Below are 21,609 nucleotides of genomic sequence, written 5' to 3'. Positions count from 1 at the left end.
AAGGAACCACCCGATGTCCGTTGTTCCCGCCGTCCCCGCCATCGGCAACGCCGCGGACAACGCCGCGGCCCTCGCCCACTTCGCGGCACGGCTGGCGTTCGAGACCGACGTGTCCGACGTCGCGGCCGACCTCGCGGGCCAGGTCCCCGGCGTCGTGGTCGTCGACTCGCGGAGCGAGGCGAGCTGGGACCAGGGCCACATCGAGGGCGCCGTCCACCTGCCGACCGCCGAGATCGCCGCCAGGGCCGCCGACCTGGTGCCCAGGGACGCCACCGTGGTCACCTACTGCTGGGGCCCCGGCTGCAACGGCGCCACCAGGGCGGCGCTGGAGTTCGCGAAGCTCGGCTACCGGGTGAAGGAGATGATCGGCGGCTTCGAGTACTGGGCCCGCGAGGGCTTCCCCGTGGCGACCGCCGCCGGCGTGACCAGGAACCCCGTCGACCCGCTCACCGCCCCGGTGTCCGGCATCGCCTGCGCCTGCTGACAGCTGGGGACCCGGACCGGTCTGGCGCCCCCGGCTGGAAGAACGGCGGCCGGGGGCGATCATGGTTCTACCCCGTCCGCGGTGCGTCAACCACCGAGATCACCTGTTGCCGGTGTCTCCTTCCCGAACGGCCCCGCGCCGGGCGCGCTTCGCCTGCCGGACCAGCGGCGCCGTCGCGGGTCAACGGCTCAGCAGGGCCGCGACGATCGCGATCTCGCGCTGGTTGACCCGGGGCTCGCCGTCCTCCAGGGACCACAGGCCGTTCTGCAGCAGCCGGCCGAGCGTCCACCCGAGCGCGCGCTCCCGCTCCAGCCCCAGCCGCTCGACCATGAGGTCGAACCGCCTGAGCACCGTGCGCCGCACGTCCGCGGCGGGCCACCGGTTGCGCAGCGCCGGCATCAGCTCGAAGCCGGGGTCACCCACCAGCGGCTTGGGATCGATGGCGAGCCACGGCTCGCGCGCCGCCGCCAGCACGTTCTCGTAGTGCAGGTCCCAGTGGAGCAGCCGGTCGCCCGGCTCCCCGGCCAGCTCGCGCACGGCGGCCGCGCCCCGCTCCAGCCACACCCGGTCGTCCGGGTGGGCCCCGGGCAGCAGGCCGGGCGCGTCCTCCAGCATGCGCGCGGCGATGTCGCCGAGGGTGCGGACGCCGTCGGGGCCCTGGTGGGCGACCAGGCGGGCCAGCAGGTCGGCGAGGATGCCCAGCGCCTGCTCGGCGTCGGGCAGGTCGTCGAGCGAGCGGGCGCCGTCGAGGCGTTCGAGCAGGAGGGCGTTGGCCTGGTGCGGCGAGGTCGGTGAGGGGACGGTCGCGTCGTCGAGCAGGTGAACGATCCCGTCGCCGGCCCAGGCGCGCAGGCCGGGGGCCTCGCCGACGTTCTCGCCGGTCGCGGGCTGGAGCTTCAGCGCGGCCGGGGTGCCGTCGGCCTGCCGTACGGGGATGACGAGCGCCACGACACCGTGCATCGGGGCGCCGTCGGGGCGCAGGCCCCAGCGGTCGAGGAAGTGCCCGGCCAGGCCGGGCAGGCCGGCCGTCCACTCGGGCCCCGCGTCGTCGGCGTAGGCGAGGTGGTGGGCGGCGAGCTCGGCCGGGACCTCGATCATCGGAAGCGCCGGGGGGCCGTCAGAAGTGCCAGGGGAACGGTGACCAGTCGGGCTCGCGCTTCTGCAGGAAGGAGTCGCGGCCCTCGGCGGCCTCGTCGGTCATGTACGCGAGGCGGGTGGCCTCTCCCGCGAAGACCTGCTGGCCGACCAGGCCGTCGTCGATGAGGTTGAAGGCGTACTTCAGCATGCGCTGCGCGGTGGGCGACTTGCCGTTGATCTTGCGGGCCCATTCGAGCGCGGTGGACTCCAGCTCGGCGTGCGGCACGACCGCGTTGACCATGCCCATCCGGTGGGCGTCGGCGGCGGAGTAGGTGTCGCCGAGGAAGAAGATCTCGCGGGCGAACTTCTGGCCTACCTGGCGGGCCAGGTAGGCCGAGCCGAAGCCGCCGTCGAAGCTGGCCACGTCGGCGTCGGTCTGCTTGAAGCGCGCGTGCTCGGCGCTGGCGAGCGTGAGGTCGGACACCACGTGGAGGCTGTGGCCGCCGCCGGCCGCCCACCCGGGGACCACGCAGATGACGATCTTCGGCATGAAGCGGATGAGCCGCTGCACCTCCAGGATGTGGAGGCGGCCCGTCGAGGGGGTGCCGTCGGCGTACTGGTAGCCGTCCTTGCCCCTGATGCGCTGGTCGCCGCCCGAGCAGAACGCCCAGCCGCCGTCCTTGGGCGAGGGGCCGTTGCCGGTGAGCAGCACGCAGCCGACGTCGGTGGTCTGCCTGGCGTGGTCGAAGGCGCGGTAGAGCTCGTCGACGGTCTGCGGCCGGAACGCGTTGCGCACCTCGGGCCGGTTGAAGGCGATCCGGACGGTGCCCTGGTCGACGGCCCGGTGGTAGGTGATGTCGGTGAAGTCGAAACCCTCGACGACCTGCCAGGCCTTGGGGTCGAACAGCTCGGAGACCATGGCTCAAGAGCCTAACGGATCTGTTGCTCGGCCCACTCGGCCCACTCGCGCTGAGTCTCGGTGAACCGCAGGCCCCACTCCAGCACGATCCTGCCGTAGACCGACAGGTTGTCGTCGCCCGCCTCGACCATCGCCCTGATCTCCTGGAGGGACGCCTGCCGCGCGGCGGCGACGGCGGCCTGCTCCCGGACGAAGGCGCGGGCCTCCTCCGGGGAGAGCTGTCCCAGGAAGAAGACGCGCAGCAGCAGGTCGCTGCGCCCGCCGTGGGTCGGCTGGACCTCCGTCATCCAGTGGCGCAGCTCGGCCGTGCCCTCCTCGGTGATGGCGTACTCCTTGCGCCCGCGCGGTCCTTCGGCGGTGACCGTGATGAGGCCGGTGTCGGCCAGCTTGCCGAGCTCGCCGTACAGCTGGCTCTGCGTGGCGGGCCAGACGTTGGCCAGGGAGATGTCGAACAGCTTCATCAGGTCGTATCCGCTCGCGGGTCCCTCTGCCAGGAGCCCGAGCACCGCGTGTCGCAAACTCATATTCCTATGTTGACATATCGGGAGAGGAAGTTCTAGCTTCGACCTGTCTACATAGGAAGGTCAAAACATGCGTGCCCTGATCGGATTCCTGCCCTGGATCGTCTACGCGGTCATCGCCACCGGCGACCAGTGGCGCTACGGCGCCATCACGGGGCTGGCGATCGCCGTCGTCCTGGTGCTGTGGGACCGGCGCTCGGGACGGGCGTGGGACGAGATCGTGATCGAGACCAGCGCGGCCGTCTTCTTCGCGCTCATCACCGCGATCTCGTTCATCTGGCCGCACACCGAGCTGGTGAAGTACGGCCCGGCCCTGGTCAACGTGTGGCTCGCGGGCACCGCCTGGGGCTCGCTGGCCATCGGCAGGCCGTTCACGCTCGGCATCGCCAAGACGATGGCGCCGCCCGAGGTCCACACGCTGCCGGTCTTCTACCGGGTCAACGCCGTCATCACCGCGGTGTGGGCGGCCTTCTTCACGATCGCGGCCGTGGCGTTGACCGTCGTGCTGGCGCTCGACCCGCACGCCACCACCCTGGTCATCGCGATCAAGGTGCTGACCTTCGTCCTGCCGACCCTGTTCACCGTCCGCTACCCGAAGATCGTGGAGGCGCGCCACTCATGACCACCTACCTCGAAGGCCACCTCGCTCCCGTTCCCGACGAGATCGACGCCGTGGACCTGCCGGTCACCGGCGTGCTGCCCGAGGAGCTGACCGGCCGCTACTTCCGCAACGGCCCCAACCCGAAGCCGGGCGTCGACCCCGGCAGCTGGTTCGCCGGCGACGGCATGATCCACGGGGTACGGCTGCGCGACGGCCGCGCCGAGTGGTACCGCAACCGCTGGGTCCGCACCAGCAGGTTCACGCACGACGCGCCCTACGTCACCGAGCGCGGTCCCGACCGGGCGGCGGTCCAGGCCAACACCCACGTCATCCACCACGCCGGCAAGATCCTCGCGCTGGTCGAGGCGGGCTTCCCGTACGAGATGAGCGGCGAGCTGGACACGGTCGGACCGTGCGACTTCGGCGGCCGGCTGACCACCGGCATGACCGCGCACCCCACGGCGAGCTGCACTTCTTCGGCTACGGCGTCGTGCCGCCCTACCTCACCTACCACCGCCTCGACAGCGCGGGCGAGCTGGTGGAGAGCAGGGTCGTCGAGGTGCCGGGCCCGACGATGATGCACGACTTCGCGGTGACCGAGCACTACGTGGTCTGGCTGGACCTGCCCGTCGTCTTCGACATGGAACGGCTCGGCAGGGGCATGCCGTTCAGCTGGAGCGACGCCTACGGCGCCCGCCTCGGCGTGATGGACAGGGCGGGCGGCACCCGGTGGTTCGAGGTGGACCCCTGCTACGTCTTCCACGTCGGCAACGCCCGCGAGGACGAGGGCAAGGTCGTCCTCGACGGCGTCCGCTACTCCCGCGAGGGCTTCGCCAAGACGTGGACGATCATCGGCGGCCAGGACGACCCCACGCCGCGGGCCGGCGTCGCGCTCCTGCACCGCTGGACGCTCGACCCGGCCACCGGCGCGGTCAAGGAGGAGCAGCTGGACGACCGCAGCGTGGAGTTCCCCACCTTCAACGAGGACCGGCTCGGCCGCGCCAGCCGCTACCTCTACGCGGTCACCGACGGCGAGCTGGTCAAGTACGACCTCGAGCGCGGCACCGGCACGGTGACCCCGGTGGGCGGGCACGCCGGCGAGGCGGTCTTCGTGCCGAGGGCGGACGCCCGGGCCGAGGACGACGGCTGGCTGATGTCCATCGTGGACGACAGGCTCCTCGTGCACGAGGCGACCGACCTGCACGAGGTCGCCGCCGTACGGCTGCCGCGCCGTGTCCCCGCCGGCTTCCACGGCAGCTGGATCGCCGACTAGCCCACCGCGCGGCCTTCGCCCTAGCCCACCGCGCGGCCTTCCGCCCTCAGCTCCGCCAGCAGCTCCCCCTGGTCGGCGAGCATGTCGGTGAGGATGCGCCGCGCGTCGATGAGCAGATGGGCCACGTCTGGACTGGACAGTGCGTAGACGACGGTCGCTCCGTCACGGGTGGCGCTCACGATCCCGGCTCTGCGGAGGACTGCCAACTGCTGTGAGAGGCTCGATGCCTCGACTTCGATCTCGGTGAGCAGATCGCGGACCGGTCTGGGACCCTGCCTGAGGAGTTCTAGCACCTGGATGCGCACGGGATGCCCGAGCGTGCGGAAGAAATCTGCCTTGGCCTGGTACAGCGGAACGGGCATGCAACTATCGTAATATAGCGAGTTGCACAATTCTTCAACTTGATAGGATGATGGCGGGCATCGAGGGAGTGGAGCCATGGGGCGAGGCAGAGCCAAGGCGAAGCAGACGAAGGTCGCTCGCGAGCTGAAGTACACCAACCACCACATCGACTACGAGCGCCTGCGCGAAGAGCTCGGCGCCGAGTCGCCACGGGATGACGCGGCGACCACGGAGCAGTCGCACGACTCCGCGGCTTCCTCCGGCTGAGTCTCGGCACGGCAGAACGGGCGGTCGGCAGGGCATCGGCCAGGTGCGACCGCCGCGACGGGCGGATGACGGGCGATCAGGCGTGGTCGCCCGCACACGGGCAGCACCACAGGTGGCGAGCGCGCTGACGCTCGCCGTCCTGGTCACGGGGGCCGGTCGCGCTACGCGCGTGTGGCGTGCACCCGGTCCTCGGCCGCGATGCGCTTCGCCGTACGGTCGGCGCTGGCAGTGGCCCACGTGCCCGTCGTGAGGCAGCCGACCAGCAGGACGGCGGCGCCGCAGCCGGCGATGATCCACCAGGCCACGTCGTTGTCGGCCGGTCCCGTCGTGGCGATGACCGACCCGATGACCGCGACACCCAGTGACATGCCGATCTGGCGGCTGGTCGAGGTGATGCCGGCGGCGACGCCCGCCTGCTCGCGCGGCATACCGGACACGGCGGTGTTCGTGATGGGCGCGTTGACCAGGCCGAAGCCGATGCCGAACAGGACGAACGCGGTGAACATCAGCGCGACGCTCTGCGCGGCGCCGAACCCGGCGAACAGCACGCCGCTGCCCGCCATGGTCAGGCCCGCCAGCAACGTCGGCAGCCGGGGGCCGCGGGCGGCCACGATCCGACCCGACAGCGGCGCGGACACCAGCGTCATCGACGCCATGGGAACCATGTAGAGACCCGCGTGCAGCGCGTCCAGGCCGCGCACCTCCTGCAGGTACAGCGTGTTGAGGAACAGGAATCCGCCCAGGGCCGCGAACGCGCTGACCGCCAGGACGGTCGCCCCGCTGAACGGCGCGCTGCGGAAGAAACGCAGGTCGATCAGCGGCTCCACCCGGCGCCGCTCGTAGGCCACCAGCCCGGCCAGCGAGAGCGCGGCGAGCGCGAGGCAGCCGAGGATGAGCGGCGAGGTCCAGCCCTCCGCGGGGGCCTCGATGATCCCGAACGTGAGCGAGCCCAGCAGCACGATCACCAGCAGCTGCCCCACCGGGTCGAACCTGCGCGCCCGCGGCGCCTTGGACTCGGCCACGAACATGGCGGTCAGGATCATCGCCGCGACGCCCAGCGGCAGGTTGAGCCAGAAGATCGAGCGCCAGCCCAGCGTCTCCGTCAACAACCCGCCGGCCAGCGGTCCGGCCGCCATGCTGATGCCCGCCACACCACCCCAGACGCCGATGGCCCTGGCCCGCTCGCGCGGATCGGTGAAGACGTTCGTGATGATCGACATCGCCACCGGGTTCAGCATCGACCCGCCCGTAGCCTGGACCATCCTGAAGACGACCAGCCATCCCATGCCGGGCGCCAGGCTGCACAGCAGCGAGCCGAGCGTGAACAGCAGCAGGCCCGCCTGGAACACCCGGCGCCGGCCCACCCTGTCGGCGGTGGAACCCGACAGCATGAGCAACGAGGCCAGCACCAGGGTGTAGGCGTCGACCGTCCACTGCAGGTCGGAGACCGAGGCGTCGAACTCCTGCCTCATGGACGGCAGCGCCACGTTCAACGCCGTGTTGTCGAGGCTGACGATCAGCAGGCTCATGCAGCAGATCGCCAGCACCAGCATCCGGCGGTGATAGCTCACCTTCGCACAGTAACCGTGTGCGCCAGGATCGCGTCGGCCAGGGTCCCGTGCACCGGCGGGGCGAGCATGTGCCCCATGCCCTCCACCGTCAGCAGCTCCGCGCCGGGGATCTCCGCGGCGATGAGCGCGCCGTGGCCCGGCTTGGCCGGCTCGTGGGTGCCCTCGATGACCAGCGTGGGCGCCTTCACCGTGTGCAGGACACCCGCCGGTTCGAAGGTCATGTCCGCCGCCGCCGCGAGCCGGTGGTTGGCCAGGGCGGACAGGTCGAGCGCCCGGTCGTGGAGCCGCTCGGCCTGGCGGCGCTCCTCGTCCTCGTCGAAGGGCAGCCCGCCGCCCGACAGGACCCTGGCCTCGGCGATCTGGAAGTCGATCTGCTCGGCCCTGGTCGCGGGCGGCGCGGTGGTGATCATCTTCCGGTAGAACTCGACGAAGGCGGGGGCGGGCGGCGGCAGGCTGCCCTCCGGCTGCTCCTCGCCCATGAGGGCGCGCATGATGGTCATGCCCTCCTGCCGGCCGAGCGGCGAGGAGCCGATCACGGTCAGCGTGGTCACCCGCTCGGGGTGATCGACAGCGATCCACTGGGCGAGCAGGCCGCCCGCCGAGTGCCCGACGATGTGCGCCGACTCGATCCCGTGCGTGTCGAGGACGGCGAGCGCGTCGTCCTTGAGGTCACGCCAGGTGTAGGGGTCGCTCGCGAAGTCGACGGTCCTCGACCGGCCGGTGTCGCGGTGGTCGTAGCGGATCACCCTGCGGCCACCGGCGGCCAGACGGCCGACGAACGCGTCGGGCCAGCTCTGCGGGCCCTGGGACATGGAGCCCGCGATGAGCAGGACGGGCGGGTGGGCGGTGTCGCCGAACTCTTCGGTCCAGATCGTGTTTTGCATGGCTAAAGCTTCTCGTCCGGCGACTCGCCTGCCATCCGTAGGACTACTAGTGCCAGTTCGGTACGTGAGCTGACACCGAGCTTCGGATAGATCTTGTAGAGGTGGTACTCCACGGTGCGCGGGCTGAGGAACAGCTGCGCGGCGACCTCCTTGCTGGAGGCGCCCGCCGCCACCAGCTTGGCGATGCGCAGCTCCTGCGGGGTCAGCGCGGCGAGCGCCGCGGGCTCGGATCTGGCCCGGGTCTCGCCCGCCGCGCGCAGCTCGTCGCCCGCCCTGCGCGTCCACGGGTCGGCTCCGGCCCGCTCGAACGTCTCCATCGCGTAGCGCAGGTGGGCCCGCGCCTCTCCTGGGCGCTGCAGCCTGCGCAGCCGCTCGCCGTACAGCAGGGCGGTCCTGGCCCGCTCGAAGCCCTCGGGGTGCAGGCCCATGGCCTCGTCGAAGGCGGCGTCGTCGCCGAGCAGCGCCCTGCACCTGGCCAGCAGCGCCCTGGCCAAGGGCGTGCGCGCCTCGGCCGCCCAGCGCTCGTAGGCGCTCAAGGCCGCGCGGGCCGCCTCCAGCTCGCCGCAGCCGACCGCGGCCTCGACCCTGTCGGGCGTCGAACGCCACACCGCCGTGGGATGCCCGGTCGCGACCAGCCCGGTGAACCGGTCGTGGGCCGCCGCGTGGCGTCCCAGGCCCAGGTCGAGCAGGCCGAGCGCGTAGCGGGCGATGCTGGCCCGCATGCCCAGGCGATGCGGGATCGCGATCGCCAGCGCCTCGTGGGCCAGGCGGGCGCAGTCGTCCTCCCGCCCCTGGACGGCGGCGACCGCCGCGAGGTTGGCCAGGTGGGCGGCGACCGAGTTGGTGTATCCCGCCTCGCGGGCCAGCTCCAGGCCCTCCTCGGCGATCGCCGCGCTCAGCGCGAACCGGCCCTCGATGCGCTCGGCCGTCGCCACGAACTCCAGCACCACGGGCAGCTGACCCACCATGCCCGACACCCGTGCGGTGCGCCCCGCCCTGGTGGCCAGCTCGGTCGAGACGTCGGCCTCGCCCAGGTAGCTGGCGGCGGCGGCGGCCCACAGCAGCTGGGCGGCCTCGTCGAGCTCATCGCTTCGGCTCAGCGCCCTGCGCAGCATCAGCGTCCCGGCGGCCCGGTCGCCGGCGAGCGTCGCGCCGATCCCGGCCACCGCGTCGCGCACGAAACCCTCGGGGAAGGACTCGGCCCGGCGGCCGAGCGCGACGATCGCCTCGACGTCGCCCACGTAGGAGGCGGCCTCGGAGGCGTCGGCGAGCATCTCCAGGGTCTCGCCGCCGGACAGGATGCGAAGCGCCTCGGCCGCGTTGCCGGAGTTGAGCTCGAACCGGCCTCTGAGCTGGGCGAACTCTGGCCGGTCGGCGAGTGATCGGGCCTCGGCCAGGCAGCTTTCCGCCTGCCCTGGCCGGCCGCCGAGCCAGGCCGAGGTGGCCGCGGCGGCCAGCCGTACCGCGCGCCGTTCCGGATCGGGGGTCAGCTCCGCGGCCCGCACGAGCGTCGTGGCGGCGTCGGCGTAGCCGCCGCGCGCCCTCGCCCGCTCGGCCGCGGCAGCCAGCTCGGCGGCGACCGCCTCGTCCTGGCCGACCGTCGCGGCCGCCCGGTGCCAGGCCCGCCGGTCAGGGTCACCCACCTGTACGGCAAGCGCCCGGTGGACCTCGCGCCGGAGCGCGGCATCGGCGTCGGCGTGGACGGCCGACCTGACCAGCGGATGCCTGAACCTGATGGCCGTGTCGACGCTGACGAGCCCCGCGGTCTCGGCGGCCCGCAGCGCCGGCTCCCCGCTGCCCGCGGCCTTCAGCACCACCTGAAGGTCGCCCCTGCCTTCCAGCGCCGCGAACAGGAGCAGCCGCCTGGTGTCCTCGGGCAGCCGCCGCACCTGCTCCCCGAAGATGCCCGCGCCCACCGGCAGCGGCTCGGGCAGCGGGGCGGTGCCGGCCAGCTGCGCGGGCGTCAGCAGCTCGACCGTCTCGCGCAGGGCCAGCGGGTTGCCGCCGGTCAGCTCGACCAGGCGCGCCACCACCTCCCTCGCCGGCCGGGCCCGCGCGGCGAGGAGCGTGCCGGCGCTGTCCTGGTCGAGCCCGCCCAGCGGCAGCTCGGGCACGCCAGGAGTGAGCGTCTCCCCTCGTACGGCCAGCAGCATCGCGATGCGCTCGCTGCCCAGCCGCCTGGCGGCGAACAGCAGCGCCGCCGCCGAGGCCTGGTCGATCCACTGGAAGTCGTCGACCACGACCAGCAGGCCGTCGGGCACCGCCGCCTCGATCAGCAGCGACACGACGCCCGCCGCCACGAGGAACCGGTCGTCGCTGCGGGCGGCGGCCAGGCCGAGCGCCCCGGCCACCGCGTCGCGCTGCGGCCCGGGCAGGGCGTCCAGATCGCCCGTGACGGGGTGGAGGAGCTGGTGGAGCGCGGCGAAGGCGAGCCCGCTCTCGCTCTCGGTGCCGGTGGCCTTGAGGACCCTCAGCGGGCCCGCCTGGCGTTCCGCGTGCTCGACCAGGGCCGACTTGCCGATGCCGGCGTCGCCGCGGACGACGAGCGCCTGGCCCTGGCCCTTGCCCGCCGCGTCCAGCAGAGCGGTGATGGCGGCCTGCTCGGCGGCTCTGCCGTACAGGGTGTCCGTCTGGCGGATCCGCTTGTCTGTCTCGCGCACCCGCCCGAGCCTACGAGCAGGCGCGGGGCCGCGTGCCGCGGGGGCGGGTCGGGCACGAGGTTCGAAGGGCGGGAGGGCCCGGGGCGTGGCATCATCCCCCAATGCGTTTCGAGCTGCTGGGACCGGTACGTTGCCTGCGGGGCGAGCAGGAACTCGACCTGGGCTCCCCTCAGCAGCGGCTGACCCTCGCCGCCCTGCTCCTGGCCGAGGGCCGCGTGGTCGGCCAGGACCAGCTGATCGACATCCTGTGGGCCGACGCGCCGCCCAGGACCGCGGCGAACGTCGTACGGCAGTACCTGTCGCGGCTGCGGGCGGCGGTGGGCGCCGAGGTGATCCAGTCGGTGGCAGGCGGATACAGGTGCGCCGCCGCCACCGACGTGGCGGACTTCCACCGGTTGCTGAGCAAGGCCGCGCAGGCCCCGGCGGACCAGGCGCATACGCTGCTGAACCAGGCGCTGGAGTGCTGGCGGGGCGAGCCGCTGGCCGGGCTGCCCGGCGCCTGGGCGCAGGCGCGGCGCGCCCGGCTGGCCGAGACACGCCTGGTCGCCCTGGAGTCCAGGATCGACGCCGACCTGGCGCTGGGGCGGCACGCCGAGGTGATCGGCGAGCTGACCGCGCTGCACGCCGAGCACCCGACCCGCGAGCGGCTGTCCGGCCAGCTCATGCTGGCCCTCAAACGCGCTGGACGGCAGGCCGAGGCCATCGGCGTCTACACCGACACCCGCCTGCTCCTGGCCGAGGAGTTCGGCGTGGACCCGTCGGCCGAGCTGGCGGCCGTCTACCAGCAGATCATCGCCACCGACCAGCCGGTCGTCGCCGTGAGAGCCGGCGGGGTCCGGCCGGCGCCGGCGCAGCTGCCGGCGGGCGTGCACGACTTCACCGGCAGGCGTGACGTCGTGCGGAACCTGGTCGAACGGCTGAAGTCGGCGGGTACGAGCACGATGCCCGTCGTGGGGGTGTCAGGTCCGGGCGGGATCGGGAAGAGCACGCTGGCGCTGCACGTGGCGCATGCCGTACGGGAGAGCTATCCCGACGGTCAGCTGTACGCCAACCTCCGCAGCGGAAACCAGGCTCCCGAGGACGTACTGGCCGGCTTCCTGAGGGCGCTGGGCTGCGCCGACCGCCGGATTCCGCCCACCCTGCCGGAGCGGGCGGCGCTGTTGCGGTCCACGCTCGCCGGTCGGCGGGTGCTGGTCGTGCTCGACGACGTCGCCGGCTCCGGCCAGGTCGAGCCGCTGTTGCCGGGCTCGGCGACCTGCGCCGTGATCGTCACCAGCCGCGTCCGGCAGGTCGGCATTCCCGGTGCCCAGCTGACGGCCCTCGGGCTGCTGTCCGCCGACGAGGGGCTGGAACTGCTCGGAGGCGTCGCCGGGCAGGCCCGGGTGACGGCCGAGCCGCGGGCCGCCGCCGAGCTGGTCGAGGCGTGCGGGCGGCTGCCGCTGGCGGTGCGGATCGTGGCCTCCAGACTGGCCGCGCGGCCCGGCCTGCGGCTGGAGGCCCTGGCGGTACGGCTGGCCGACGCCCAGCGCCGCATCAACGAGCTCAAGGCCGGGCAGGAGACGGTGGCGTCCTGCTTCGCGATCGGCTACGAGCAGCTGCCCCCGGAGCAGGCCAGGGCGTTCCGGCTGCTGGCGCTGGCCGAGGGACCGGACCTGCCGGTCGAGGCGGTGGCCGCGATGCTCGGCGTCGGCCCCTTCGAGGCCGACGACCTGTGCGAGGCCCTGGTCGACGCGAGCCTCCTGGAGTCCACCGCCCCGGGCCGCTACCGCTATCACGACCTGCTGCGGCTGTACGGCAGGGGCCTGGTCGGCGACGAGGAGCGTACGGCCGCGACGCGGCGGCTCTTCGAGCATTACCTGTCCGGCATCCGTGGCGTGTGCCGCGTCGCGCTGCCGGGCTTCGTGCACCCGGCCGGGACCGGCGGTCCCGAGCTGAGCTTCTCCGGGGTACCGGCCGCCCGCGCCTGGATGCGGGCCGAGCAGGCCAACGTGGCCGCCACGATCGCGGGCTCCGGCCGCGAAGGTCTCATGCGCGAGGTGCCCCTGCTCGCCCACGTGACCGGGCTCGCCGACGTCGACGACGCCATCTTCCTGCCCTCCGTCATGCTCGCGATGGGCTTGGGCGCGCAGCGCATGGCGGCGACGGACGAGGCGGTCAACCTGCTGTCCGAGGCTCTCGCGCCGGTCGACGCCCACGCCCATCCCAAGCTGAGCGCGATGATCCACGCCATGCTCGCCATGGCGCTGGCCGACGACGGCTCGATCCCGGACGCCCGGCACCACGCCGAGCGGGGTCTGGAGCTCGGCAGGCTGGCGGGCGACCCGCACAGTATCGGGGTCAACCAGATGGCGCAGGGAGTCGTGTGCTTGTGCGCGGGCGAGCTGGACCAGGCCGCCGAGCATCTGCTGGCAAGCGCCGAGACCTACCGCAGGGGCGGCCTGCCGCTGAGAGTCGCCTGGCCCGCCAACCGCCTGATGCTCGTCCACCTGGCCGCCGGACGGCCGCAGGACGCCGTGGCCGTCGGCGAGGAGGCGGTCCCCATGGCCGAGGCGATGCACGACCCCCTGCTGGCCGGGAGGCTCCTGGCAAGGCTGGGCCAGGCATGGGAGGAACTCGGCGACACCCGGCAGGCGCGGCGCTGCCGCACCGATGCGGCCACCGCCCTTCTGCCCTACCAGCTCATGGAATGACCTGTTGATAACGTGGCGTTTATCGCCACCCCAGATGATGTGACCTTCCATGACGCGCTGGTGAAGGGAATCACGCAATGCTGGGCCTCGCCGTACCCCAACTCGGTGTCCTCGCCGATCCACGGCTGTCGATCGAGGTGGCGAAGGCCGCCGAGGAGATGGGCTACGACAGCTTGTGGGTGGGTGACCGGCTGCTGAACCCCACCCGGCCCACGACGCCCTATCCGGGCGGCGACGGCACCATCCCCCCGCAGCACCGCAGGTGCCTCGATCCGCTGACGGTCCTGACCGCCGTGGCCACGGCCACGTCCCGGGTACGGCTGGGCACCAGCACCCTCAACGCCTTCTGGACGCCGCCCGTCGTCCTGGCCAGATCGCTGACCACGATCGGCCTGCTCAGCGAAGGACGGCTGGACGTGGGGCTCGGAATCGGCTGGTCGGCGGACGAGTACGCGGCCACCGGAATACCCTGGCACGGGCGAGGGGAGCGCCTGGAGGAGACGCTCGACATCCTCGACCTGGTGTGGGGCGAGTCCGACGTCATCCGCCACGAAGGAAGGCTCTGGACCATCCCCGAGTCGGTGATCGGCTCCAAGCCGGTCCAGCGGCCCGCGACGCTGCTCGGCGGGTTCTCGCCGGCGGCGCTGGAGCGGATCGGGCGAAGGGGGGACGGCTGGCTGGCCGCCGCGCTGCCCCTGCCGATGCTGACACGCGCCTGGCGCGGCATCCAGCGGCACGCGGAGTCCATCGGCCGCGATCCGGCGAAGCTGCGGCTGATCGTGCGCGTCAATCCCAGGATCACACCGGAACCGGTGCCGGACGAGCAGGTCCCAAGTCGCGGCACTCCCGAGCAGATCGCCGGCTACCTCACGGAGGCGGTCACCACCCTGGGCGCCGAACCGCTGATCGACCTGCACTACTCGACCGAGAACCCCGCCGACTACCTGGCCGTGGCCGGCGACTTCCGCAAGCTCATCCACACCTGAGATCGGGGCGCCCGCGATCGGGAGACCCCCGGGCGGCCGCCGACATCTTTCGGGCGACGTCCGCGACGACGAGCGCGGTGGCGATGGCGGCGATCCCTCGCCGCGGCCGGTCGGCGCGGGGTCGCGGGCCCGGAGAGCGGGTCAGGCCCGGCGCCTGCGGGTCCTGCGCGGGTAGGCCTTGGCGGTCTCGGCCAGCCGCGCCGAGTGCTCGGCCTGCTTGCGCCAGTGGCCGTAGGCGTCGCCGCGCTGGGCCAGCCGGTCCAGCTCGCGCATCGTCTCGAGCGGGATGAAGGCGGGCTCGGCGTCGCGCCACGGGGTGCCCGGCAGCGGCATGAACGTGTGGGTGTGGATGCGCGCGCCCAGGGACGCCAGCTCCGCCGCGAGCGTCAGCGAGGCCGCCTGGTCGGTGCCGTCCTCGCCGGGCATGCCGAAGATGAAGTCGACGTTCGGCCGGAAGCCGTGCTCGACGGCGATCCTGACGGCGTCGCGCACCGGGCCGGCGCCGTGGCCGCGCCCGGAGGCGGCCAGGACGCGGTCGGAGCCGGACTGCGCGCCGATGATGATGTTGTCGTTGGCGACGTACCGCTTGAGCAGGCGCATCGCCTCCGGTGTCACGTGCTCGGGGCGCACCTCAGACGGGAAGCTGCCGAAGAACACCCTGCCATGGGGAGGGAGTTCCTCCTTCACCCCGGCCAGCAGCTCCTCCACCGCGTCGAGGTCGGGGTCGGGGCCCGGCGAGCCGTACGACAGGGAGGTGGGGGTGATGAACCGGACGTCGCGCAGGCCGTGGGCGACCATCTCCCTGACGTGGGCGCGCACGCTGCCCACCGACCGGTGGCGGAACTGCCCGCCGAACATGAACGGCGTCTGACAGAACCGGCAGGTGTAGCGGCAGCCCCTGGTGATCTCGATGGGGCCGAACCGGCCGCGCTCGGCGGGGAAGGAGGGGAAGGCGTCGAGGGGCAGCTGGGGCGCGGGCCTGGTGCGCAGCGCGACGCCGTCGTCGTCCTTGAGGGCCAGGCCGGGCACCTGGGTCAGCGGTGTGCCTTCGCGCAGCGCCGTGACGAGGGAGACGATCGTGGACTCGCCCTCGCCGATCGCGGCCAGGTCCCAGCCGGAGTCGAGGACGTGCTGCGGCTCGGCGGTGGCGTGGACCCCGCCGGCGATGTGCAGGGCGTCGCCGCCGCCGGCCGCGCGGACGGCCGCCAGCTCGGCGGCCATCGCCTCGGCGTCGGGGGAGTAGAACGACCACAGCACCAGCACCCGGTCGGCCGCGGAGGCCGAGATCAGCGCGGCCGTCTCCTCCGGCGTGGTGCCGTAGCGCACCTCGCAGTCGACCTGCGCCGCCTGCAGCGCGCCGAGCAGGGCGTGCATGCCGTACGTCACCGCCTTGCGGTAACGGACCACCACGCAGACATCCAGTCCCACGGCGTCACAGTAGCGAATCGGGGCTCACCTTGTATTGGAATGGACTATTCCGTTCTGCTATAGTTGGAGACATGATCCTCACCGAGGCGCACGAAGCCCTCCGCACCGTCATCCGTAACGTCCCCGCCGACGGCTGGGAGCTGCCCACGCCCTGCGCCGAGTGGAACGTCACCCAGGTGCTCCAGCACGCCGCCGGCGACCAGCTCGGCTACGCGGCGTTCATCACCGGCGGTCCGCTGCCCGAGGAGAACCCCTTCGCCCCCTCCGGCAGGCTCGCCGGCTCCCCCGAAGAGGTGGCCGAGCAGGCCATGAAGGCCTCGGCCGACGCCTGGGCGACGGTGTCACCCGACGCCCAGGAGGTGCCGGTCCCCGTGCCGCCGAACACCATGACCTACACGCTCGGCATCGGGGCGTGCGCGCTCGACGCCGCCGTGCACGCCTGGGACATCGCGACGGCGACGGGACAGCCCTCGCCGCTCACCCCGGCCATGGCGCGCGAGCTGCTGCCGATCGCCCAGCAGCACGTCGAGCCGCCCAGGCAGTACGGCTTCTACGCCGCCGCCCTCTCGCCCGAGGACGGCGACGACGACGTGGCCGCCCTGCTGCGCTACCTCGGCCGCGACCCGCACTGGTCGGCCTGACCTTCCCCAGGCGCCCCTCGGCACCCCCGGCACGCGCCGGCACGCGCCGGACACCGGTTGGAGCCGGTGCCCGGCGCGGGCGGGTTCAGGACGGCTTGGCCGGAGCCCGGCGCTGGCCGGCTCGGGGCCGCACGCAAGGGCCTGCGGTGGCGAGCTCGGGGCCGCACGCCGTGAGCCTGCGGGGGCGGGCTCGGGGCTGCCCTGAGCCCGGCGGGGCGTCAGGGGTGCCACGGAGTCCGGCGGGGCGGGCTCAGGGTTGCTTGCCGGAGCCTGGCCTGCGCTTGGTCGCGGCCAGTTCCTGCTGGAGCCGGCCGACCTCGGAACGCAACTGCTCCACCTCCCCGGCCTCCGCCGGGGCCTGGGACGCGCCGGCCTGCGGTGGCACCGCGTGGCTGCCCGCCGCCTCGCTCGCGGCACCGGATTCCGCACCACCGCTCTTCGTGGCGCCGGTCTCCGGGACAGCGGTCTTCGTGGCGCCGGTCTCCGGGGTGACGGGTCCCGCGGGTGCCGCATGGGCGGGGTCGGGGCCGTCCGCGCGTGCCGAGCGGGCGGCGGAGTACGGAGAGTACGGCGTGTACGGCGAGTGGCGCGTGGTCGGCCGGTCCTCGGTGAAGGGGCGGGCGTCGGAGGGATCGTCGGAGGCGCGCGAGATGATGACCGCGCCCGTCGGCACCGGTGGTCTCGGGGGCGCGTCCTCGCTGTCGATGCGCTCGTCACGCGTGGCGGTCCAGCGGGCGAGCAGGCCGTCGGCGCCGAGACGGCCGCCGCCGAAGGCCAGCAGTGCCAGGCAGACGGCCGCCAGCGCCACGACGAGTTCCCAGCCCGGCGTGCTGGTGAAGATGCCGCCGCGCGACTCGACGAAGATCCCGGCTCCGGCCATGTCCACCAGCAGGGTGAACGCCGCGATCCGCACCCCGAACCCGGTGATGAGCATCGCGCCGCCGATGATCTCGGCAGCGGTGGCGAAATAGGCGGCCAGCTGGGGGCTCGGTACGCCGAGGTGGGCGAAGGCGGCCGTGGTGGCGTCCATTCCCGCATGCCACTTCTGCAGGCCGTGAGCGATGAAGATGATGCCGACCATCACACGTGCGGCCAGCAGTGCGATGTCGCTGCCGATTCTCTTGACCATGATGATCCCTCCGCCCTCTTTGTTCCCTCCTGTGTGGTGAAAGTAGTGAATGTCGTAATTTGTGAGGAGAGGTTTGACCGACCAGGAGAGGTGCTGAACGAGGACTGACCGGAAATTCGCCTCACTGGGCGTTGTATCGGTTTACTCTCCGGGCACATACATCTGGCGTCGCGTTTTCAGGGGGGCACGAGCCAATGGAGCTCTTTCCTGCCATGCCGTACGAGGAGTGGCTCGAAACCAAGGACACCTTCCACAGGTTCGCGCAGATCGTCGGAAAGATACGGCTGGCCGCGAGCCCGCGCCGCAACCACTGGTGGAACGTGCCCTTCCACCTGACCGGACGAGGCCTCACCACCAGGCCGATGGGGCTGCCCGACCCGTTCTCCATCGACTTCGACCTGGTCGGGCACCGCCTGATCGTCGACAAGGCCGACGGGCGCAGCGCCCAGTTCTCGCTGATCGGCCAGTCGGTCGCCGGTTTCTACGCCCGGCTCTTCGAGATCCTCGACGAGTTGGGGATCGACGTGGAGATCCAGGCGGTGCCGTACGACATGGCGGACAGCACCCCCTTCGCCCTGGACACCAGGCACGCCGCCTACGACCCCGCACTCGTCAACCGGTACTGGATCGTCCTGGGCCAGGTCGCGCAGGTGCTGGAGCGCTTCGCCGCCGACTTCTGCGGCAAGACGAGCCCGGTCCACCACTTCTGGCACACCTTCGACATCGCCGTCACACGCTTCACCGGCAGGGCCGTAGGGGCCGCGCCCGAGGCCGACCCCGTCACCAGGGAGGCGTACAGCTGGGAGGTCATCAGCGCGGGCTTCTGGTTCGGCGACGAGGAACGGCCGTGGCCCGCGTTCTACTCCTACACCGCTCCGGAGCCGCAGGGCCTGTCCGAGCAGCCGCTGTGGCCCGACCAGGCGGCGTGGATCCCCTCGAGGGGCAGCCATCTGGCCGTGCTGAAGTACGACGACGCCAGGCGCGGCGACGACCCGGTCGCCACGGTGCTGGGGTTCCTCGGCAGCGCCTACCAGGCGGGCGCCAAGCTGACCGGCTGCGACGCCGCCAGGCTCGCCAGCGTCGAGGGCGTCACCGACCCCTACCTGGAGGCGACGTGACCAGGACGGCCCCGCCTCCCGTCCACCGCCCGCACCGCTGACCCGGCCCGCGCCCTCCGCAACCCGCCCGCCCCGCTCAACGACCCGTCCGGTCCGCCCGCCGACCCGTCCGGTCCGTCTGACCTGCTCGGCGCCTGTCCGATCCGCCTGGCCAGGTCGATCCGCCGGGTCCGCCTGGCCACGCGGCCGGTTCGCCCGGCGACCCATCCGATCCGTCTATCCGCCCGGCGACCTGGCCGGTCCGACCTGACCTGGCCGGTCTCCTGGCCGGTCTGCCCGAGCTGGCCGGTCCGCTTGGCCCGGTCGATCCGTCCGGCGGGCCGGTTGTGGAATCCCGGCGGGCATGCGACCGGCCCCGCCGTGGGGACGGCGGGGCCAGGGGTGTCGCGAGGCGCAGTGGCCGGGCGGCCCCATCGGGCGCGCAGCGGCCGGGCGGATCCGTGGCCGGATGGCGCCGGCGTCGCGTGGCGTGGAGGCCGCGCCGCTCCGGAGCGCCCCGGGAGCGTCCTGCGCTTCAGTGGAGCGCGACGCTGTGCCTCAGAGGAGCGCTCTGCGCCTGAGCGCGGCCAGGCCGCCTGCGACGAGCGCCAGGGTGAGCGCCAGCATCACCGCCACCGGGCCGGGCGTGAACTCCTCGCCGGACAGCACCATCGGCAGGTTGGGGAACGGCACGACGTACTTGGCGATCCAGTAGTCGATCCCCATGATCGGGCCGAGCACCTCGCCGAAGAGGTTGACGAACAGGAAGGTCGCCCAGCTGATGCCGGCCGCCGCCCTGGGCAGCAGCCCGAAGGCGAGTACGCCCACGCCTGCCGGCACCCACACGGCCGGTACCTGCACCAGCGTGCCGGGCAGGACGCCCAGCGGGTCGCCGGTCGCCAGGCCGATCCCGAGTCCGGCCGCCGTGAGGATCACGACGCTGCCGCCGAGGGCGAAGACCAGGTGGCTGCCCGCCCAGCGGAGCCGCCCGACGGGGGTGGCCAGCAGCAGTTCGGCGCGTCCCGCCGCCTCCTCGCCGCGCAGCCGCAGCAGGGCGAGCAGTGGGTGGAGGGCGGCGACGTAGCCGAGGCTGAGCGCGATCAGCCACAGGTAGGCGTCGGTCATGCTGACCCCGTCACCCGCGGTGTAGCGGGCGAGGAACTCCTGGACGGCGGCGCCCTGACGCGACACCTCGGGGATCGACAGGGCCAGCGCGCCCAGCGCGAGGCCGGCGATCGCGTACCCGACGGTCCATCCGGCCAGCAGGCCCCGCTGCAGCCGCCATGCCAGCGCCAGCGGGCCGCGCAGCGTGGTGGACCCCGCGGGGCCGGGCCGCTCGGGGATGACGCCGTGGCCCACGTCGCGGCGCCCGGCCAGCCGGTACGCGGTGGCGACGGTCACGGCGGTGAGCGCCAGTCCGGGGAGCAGGGCGGCCCAGTTGTCGTCCCCGTACGGCTTGACCAGGTGACTCCATCCCTGCGGCGAGAGCCATTTGAGCGCCGTCAGGCCGCTGCCGTCGGCGACGAAGCGCAGCAGGTAGCTGACGCCGAGCGCCAAGGCGGCCAGGCCGACGGCGGCGCGGGCGCCGACGGTGAGCTGGGCGGCCAGCGCGCCGACGCCGGTGAAGACCAGGCCCATGGTGGTGATCGCGGCGCCGAAGGCCAGCGATCCGGCGAGGTCGAAGCCCATCGCGGCCATCGAGAGCCCGGCCAGCAGGCCCGCGAGCGCCACGGCGGCGGCGGTGACCGTCAGCGCGGCCGTCAGCGGCGCGAGCCTGCCGACGACTCCGGCGCCCACCAGCTCGGCGCGGCCCGACTCCTCTTCGGCGCGGGTGTGCCTGACCACCATGAGGATCGCGATCAGGGCGATGACGGTGTAGATCGCGTCGGCGTTCTTCCACACCGCCATCCCCGCCACGGTCGGGGAGTAGACCTCGCCGGCGAAGGCGGTCAGCGCCTTGTTGGCCGCCATCTCCCTGGCGAAGTCGCCGATCGAGGGGATGGCCGTGGCGTACCGGTTGGCCTGGCCCGCCGCGAGCACGGCCAGGAGCAGCATCCACACCGGGGCGATCAGCCGCTCGCGGCGCAGGATCAGCCTGATCAGGGTGGTCATCGCGCGCTCCGGTCCGCGTAGTGGCGCATGAACAGGTCCTCCAGGGACGGCGGCGTGCTGACGAGGCTGGTGATCCCGGCCTCGGCCAGGCGGCGCATGACCTTGTCGAGGTCCTGGTCGTCCACCTGGAAGGTGACCTTCCCGTTCTCGACGGCCGTCCCGTGCGCCCACGGCAGGTCGGGCAGCGCGCCCGAGAGCGTGGCGGTGATCTTGGTCATGGTCAGGTGTCGCAGCTCGGGCAGGGTGCCCGACTCGACCGTGCGTCCCGCGCGGATGATGCTCACCCTGTCGCACAGCGCCTCGACCTCGGACAGGATGTGGCTCGACAGCAGCACGGTCCGGCCCCGCCGCTTCTCCTCCAGCACGCACTGCTGGAAGACGGCCTCCATGAGCGGGTCGAGCCCCGAGGTCGGCTCGTCGAGGATGAGCAGGTCGGCGTCCGAGGCGAACGCCGCGACCAGCGCGACCTTCTGCCGGTTGCCCTTGGAGTACGTCTTGGCCTTCTTGCGGGGGTCGAGTTCGAAGCGGTCCATCAGCTCCGCGCGCCGGGCCGGGTCGAGGCCGCCGCGCAGCCTGCCGAGCAGGTCGATCACCTCGCCGCCGGTCAGCGAGGGCCACAGGTTCACGTCGCCGGGCACGTAGGCCAGCCGCCGGTGCAGCTCGGTGGCGTCCTTCCACGGGTCGCCGCCGAGCAGGACGGCGGTGCCGGAGTCGGCCCGCATGAGGCCGAGCAGGATGCGGATCGTGGTGGACTTGCCCGCGCCGTTCGGGCCGAGGAAGCCGTGCACCTCGCCGGTGCGCACCTCGAGGTCGAGCCCGTCGAGCGCGTGGGCCCTGCCGAAGCTCTTGTGGAGCTCACGGATGCTGATGGCGGTGTTCATGGCTCCACAACCTAGAAAGCCGGGCGATCCGGCGGTATCGGGCAGA

Annotated in this window: 18 protein-coding genes and 1 pseudogene; 8 read left to right on the top strand and 11 right to left on the bottom strand. The window is 72.8% G+C overall.

From position 1 onward, the window contains the following. The first annotated feature begins 13 nt into the window (after positions 1-13). Positions 14-484 (top strand): rhodanese-like domain-containing protein, encoded by a 471-nt coding sequence (locus tag ACWDLG_RS04225; protein ID WP_354921007.1) that lies wholly within the window; start codon positions 14-16, stop codon positions 482-484. 180 nt (positions 485-664) lie between these two features. On the opposite strand, the gene ACWDLG_RS04220 is transcribed toward ACWDLG_RS04225, so the two are convergent. The 3 genes from ACWDLG_RS04220 to ACWDLG_RS04210 are packed head-to-tail and all read right to left on the bottom strand — an operon-like array spanning position 665 to position 3,004. After that, positions 665-1,582: an aminoglycoside phosphotransferase family protein gene (locus tag ACWDLG_RS04220; protein WP_449915804.1), complete on the bottom strand. Its 918-nt coding sequence runs from the start codon at positions 1,580-1,582 to the stop codon at positions 665-667. 19 nt (positions 1,583-1,601) lie between these two features. Further along, complete coding sequence (locus ACWDLG_RS04215; RefSeq protein WP_354921004.1) at positions 1,602-2,480, bottom strand: 1,4-dihydroxy-2-naphthoyl-CoA synthase; 879 nt, start codon at positions 2,478-2,480, stop codon at positions 1,602-1,604. An 11-nt stretch (positions 2,481-2,491) separates the two neighbouring features. After that, a complete protein-coding gene (locus ACWDLG_RS04210; protein ID WP_354921001.1) occupies positions 2,492-3,004 on the bottom strand; it encodes a PadR family transcriptional regulator in 513 nt (170 codons plus the stop codon). Positions 3,005-3,071: 67 nt separating this feature from the next. Here ACWDLG_RS04210 and ACWDLG_RS04205 point away from each other — a divergent pair, with 67 nt between their 5' ends. Both ACWDLG_RS04205 and ACWDLG_RS04200 read left to right on the top strand, forming a co-directional pair. Then, positions 3,072-3,623, top strand: a complete 552-nt coding sequence (locus ACWDLG_RS04205) for a hypothetical protein (RefSeq protein WP_449915800.1) — start codon at positions 3,072-3,074, stop codon at positions 3,621-3,623. Beyond that, positions 3,620-4,875 (top strand): annotated as a pseudogene (locus ACWDLG_RS04200) (carotenoid oxygenase family protein). The gene ACWDLG_RS04205 and the pseudogene ACWDLG_RS04200 overlap by 4 nt, the downstream one beginning before the upstream one ends. Positions 4,876-4,895: 20 nt before the next feature. On the opposite strand, the gene ACWDLG_RS04195 reads toward ACWDLG_RS04200, so the two are convergent. After that, positions 4,896-5,237 carry an ArsR/SmtB family transcription factor gene (locus ACWDLG_RS04195; RefSeq protein WP_354920993.1) on the bottom strand — a complete coding sequence of 114 codons (342 nt, stop codon included), beginning with the start codon at positions 5,235-5,237 and terminating at the stop codon, positions 4,896-4,898. 76 nt (positions 5,238-5,313) lie between these two features. On the opposite strand from ACWDLG_RS04195, the gene ACWDLG_RS04190 reads away from it, so the two are divergent. Beyond that, on the top strand, positions 5,314-5,484 hold the full coding sequence (locus ACWDLG_RS04190) for a DUF3073 domain-containing protein (RefSeq protein WP_354920990.1): 171 nt from the start codon (positions 5,314-5,316) through the stop codon (positions 5,482-5,484). A 161-nt stretch (positions 5,485-5,645) separates the two neighbouring features. Here the strand turns inward: ACWDLG_RS04190 and ACWDLG_RS04185 are convergent, their stop codons facing one another. From ACWDLG_RS04185 to ACWDLG_RS04175, 3 genes are read right to left on the bottom strand one after another with little or no spacing between them, the layout of a single operon-like run. Continuing rightward, on the bottom strand, positions 5,646-7,055 hold the full coding sequence (locus ACWDLG_RS04185; RefSeq protein ID WP_449915796.1) for an MFS transporter: 1,410 nt from the start codon (positions 7,053-7,055) through the stop codon (positions 5,646-5,648). Further along, positions 7,052-7,939, bottom strand: coding sequence for an alpha/beta fold hydrolase (locus ACWDLG_RS04180; RefSeq protein ID WP_449915793.1), 888 nt, complete (start codon positions 7,937-7,939; stop codon positions 7,052-7,054). Before ACWDLG_RS04180 ends, ACWDLG_RS04185 begins: the two co-directional genes overlap by 4 nt. Positions 7,940-7,941: 2 nt before the next feature. Next, positions 7,942-10,599, bottom strand: a complete 2,658-nt coding sequence (locus ACWDLG_RS04175) for an AAA family ATPase (protein ID WP_449915792.1) — start codon at positions 10,597-10,599, stop codon at positions 7,942-7,944. Between the two features lie 101 nt (positions 10,600-10,700). Here ACWDLG_RS04175 and ACWDLG_RS04170 point away from each other — a divergent pair, with 101 nt between their 5' ends. Beyond that, a complete protein-coding gene (locus tag ACWDLG_RS04170; RefSeq protein ID WP_449915790.1) occupies positions 10,701-13,289 on the top strand; it encodes a BTAD domain-containing putative transcriptional regulator in 2,589 nt (862 codons plus the stop codon). A gap of 77 nt (positions 13,290-13,366) precedes the next feature. After that, positions 13,367-14,275 carry a TIGR03619 family F420-dependent LLM class oxidoreductase gene (locus tag ACWDLG_RS04165; RefSeq protein WP_449915787.1) on the top strand — a complete coding sequence of 303 codons (909 nt, stop codon included), beginning with the start codon at positions 13,367-13,369 and terminating at the stop codon, positions 14,273-14,275. Positions 14,276-14,416: 141 nt separating this feature from the next. Here the strand turns inward: ACWDLG_RS04165 and ACWDLG_RS04160 are convergent, their stop codons facing one another. Beyond that, positions 14,417-15,703: a TIGR04013 family B12-binding domain/radical SAM domain-containing protein gene (locus ACWDLG_RS04160; protein ID WP_449915784.1), complete on the bottom strand. Its 1,287-nt coding sequence runs from the start codon at positions 15,701-15,703 to the stop codon at positions 14,417-14,419. Between the two features lie 71 nt (positions 15,704-15,774). Between ACWDLG_RS04160 and ACWDLG_RS04155 the strand changes: the two genes are divergently transcribed. Next, positions 15,775-16,344 carry a TIGR03086 family metal-binding protein gene (locus ACWDLG_RS04155; protein WP_449915783.1) on the top strand — a complete coding sequence of 190 codons (570 nt, stop codon included), beginning with the start codon at positions 15,775-15,777 and terminating at the stop codon, positions 16,342-16,344. 250 nt (positions 16,345-16,594) lie between these two features. Here the strand turns inward: ACWDLG_RS04155 and ACWDLG_RS04150 are convergent, their stop codons facing one another. Then, positions 16,595-17,473 (bottom strand): DoxX family membrane protein, encoded by an 879-nt coding sequence (locus tag ACWDLG_RS04150; protein ID WP_449915781.1) that lies wholly within the window; start codon positions 17,471-17,473, stop codon positions 16,595-16,597. Between the two features lie 194 nt (positions 17,474-17,667). On the opposite strand from ACWDLG_RS04150, the gene ACWDLG_RS04145 reads away from it, so the two are divergent. Continuing rightward, on the top strand, positions 17,668-18,591 hold the full coding sequence (locus tag ACWDLG_RS04145; protein WP_449915779.1) for a DUF5996 family protein: 924 nt from the start codon (positions 17,668-17,670) through the stop codon (positions 18,589-18,591). A gap of 537 nt (positions 18,592-19,128) precedes the next feature. On the opposite strand, the gene ACWDLG_RS04140 is transcribed toward ACWDLG_RS04145, so the two are convergent. Together ACWDLG_RS04140 and ACWDLG_RS04135 are read right to left on the bottom strand one after the other, a co-directional pair. After that, positions 19,129-20,682 carry an ABC transporter permease gene (locus ACWDLG_RS04140; protein WP_449915777.1) on the bottom strand — a complete coding sequence of 518 codons (1,554 nt, stop codon included), beginning with the start codon at positions 20,680-20,682 and terminating at the stop codon, positions 19,129-19,131. Then, entirely contained in the window at positions 20,679-21,563 is an 885-nt protein-coding gene (locus ACWDLG_RS04135) for an ATP-binding cassette domain-containing protein (protein WP_449915775.1), read from the bottom strand. The genes ACWDLG_RS04140 and ACWDLG_RS04135 overlap by 4 nt, the downstream gene beginning before the upstream one ends. Positions 21,564-21,609: the final 46 nt, after the last annotated feature.

Source organism: Nonomuraea sp. NPDC003727, from assembly GCF_053586935.1.
The sequence above is the reverse complement of the archived record's forward strand: the minus strand, read 5'-3'. Positions and strand labels throughout refer to the sequence as shown.

Coding starts and splice junctions, on each gene's coding strand:
- ACWDLG_RS04225 (WP_354921007.1), top strand. CDS start 14: ATGTCCGTTGTTCCCGCCGTCCCCGCCATCGGCAACGCCGCGGACAAC.
- ACWDLG_RS04220 (WP_449915804.1), bottom strand. CDS start 1,582: ATGATCGAGGTCCCGGCCGAGCTCGCCGCCCACCACCTCGCCTACGCC.
- ACWDLG_RS04215 (WP_354921004.1), bottom strand. CDS start 2,480: ATGGTCTCCGAGCTGTTCGACCCCAAGGCCTGGCAGGTCGTCGAGGGT.
- ACWDLG_RS04210 (WP_354921001.1), bottom strand. CDS start 3,004: ATGAGTTTGCGACACGCGGTGCTCGGGCTCCTGGCAGAGGGACCCGCG.
- ACWDLG_RS04205 (WP_449915800.1), top strand. CDS start 3,072: ATGCGTGCCCTGATCGGATTCCTGCCCTGGATCGTCTACGCGGTCATC.
- ACWDLG_RS04195 (WP_354920993.1), bottom strand. CDS start 5,237: ATGCCCGTTCCGCTGTACCAGGCCAAGGCAGATTTCTTCCGCACGCTC.
- ACWDLG_RS04190 (WP_354920990.1), top strand. CDS start 5,314: ATGGGGCGAGGCAGAGCCAAGGCGAAGCAGACGAAGGTCGCTCGCGAG.
- ACWDLG_RS04180 (WP_449915793.1), bottom strand. CDS start 7,939: ATGCAAAACACGATCTGGACCGAAGAGTTCGGCGACACCGCCCACCCG.
- ACWDLG_RS04170 (WP_449915790.1), top strand. CDS start 10,701: ATGCGTTTCGAGCTGCTGGGACCGGTACGTTGCCTGCGGGGCGAGCAG.
- ACWDLG_RS04165 (WP_449915787.1), top strand. CDS start 13,367: ATGCTGGGCCTCGCCGTACCCCAACTCGGTGTCCTCGCCGATCCACGG.
- ACWDLG_RS04155 (WP_449915783.1), top strand. CDS start 15,775: ATGATCCTCACCGAGGCGCACGAAGCCCTCCGCACCGTCATCCGTAAC.
- ACWDLG_RS04150 (WP_449915781.1), bottom strand. CDS start 17,473: ATGGTCAAGAGAATCGGCAGCGACATCGCACTGCTGGCCGCACGTGTG.
- ACWDLG_RS04145 (WP_449915779.1), top strand. CDS start 17,668: ATGGAGCTCTTTCCTGCCATGCCGTACGAGGAGTGGCTCGAAACCAAG.
- ACWDLG_RS04140 (WP_449915777.1), bottom strand. CDS start 20,682: ATGACCACCCTGATCAGGCTGATCCTGCGCCGCGAGCGGCTGATCGCC.
- ACWDLG_RS04135 (WP_449915775.1), bottom strand. CDS start 21,563: ATGAACACCGCCATCAGCATCCGTGAGCTCCACAAGAGCTTCGGCAGG.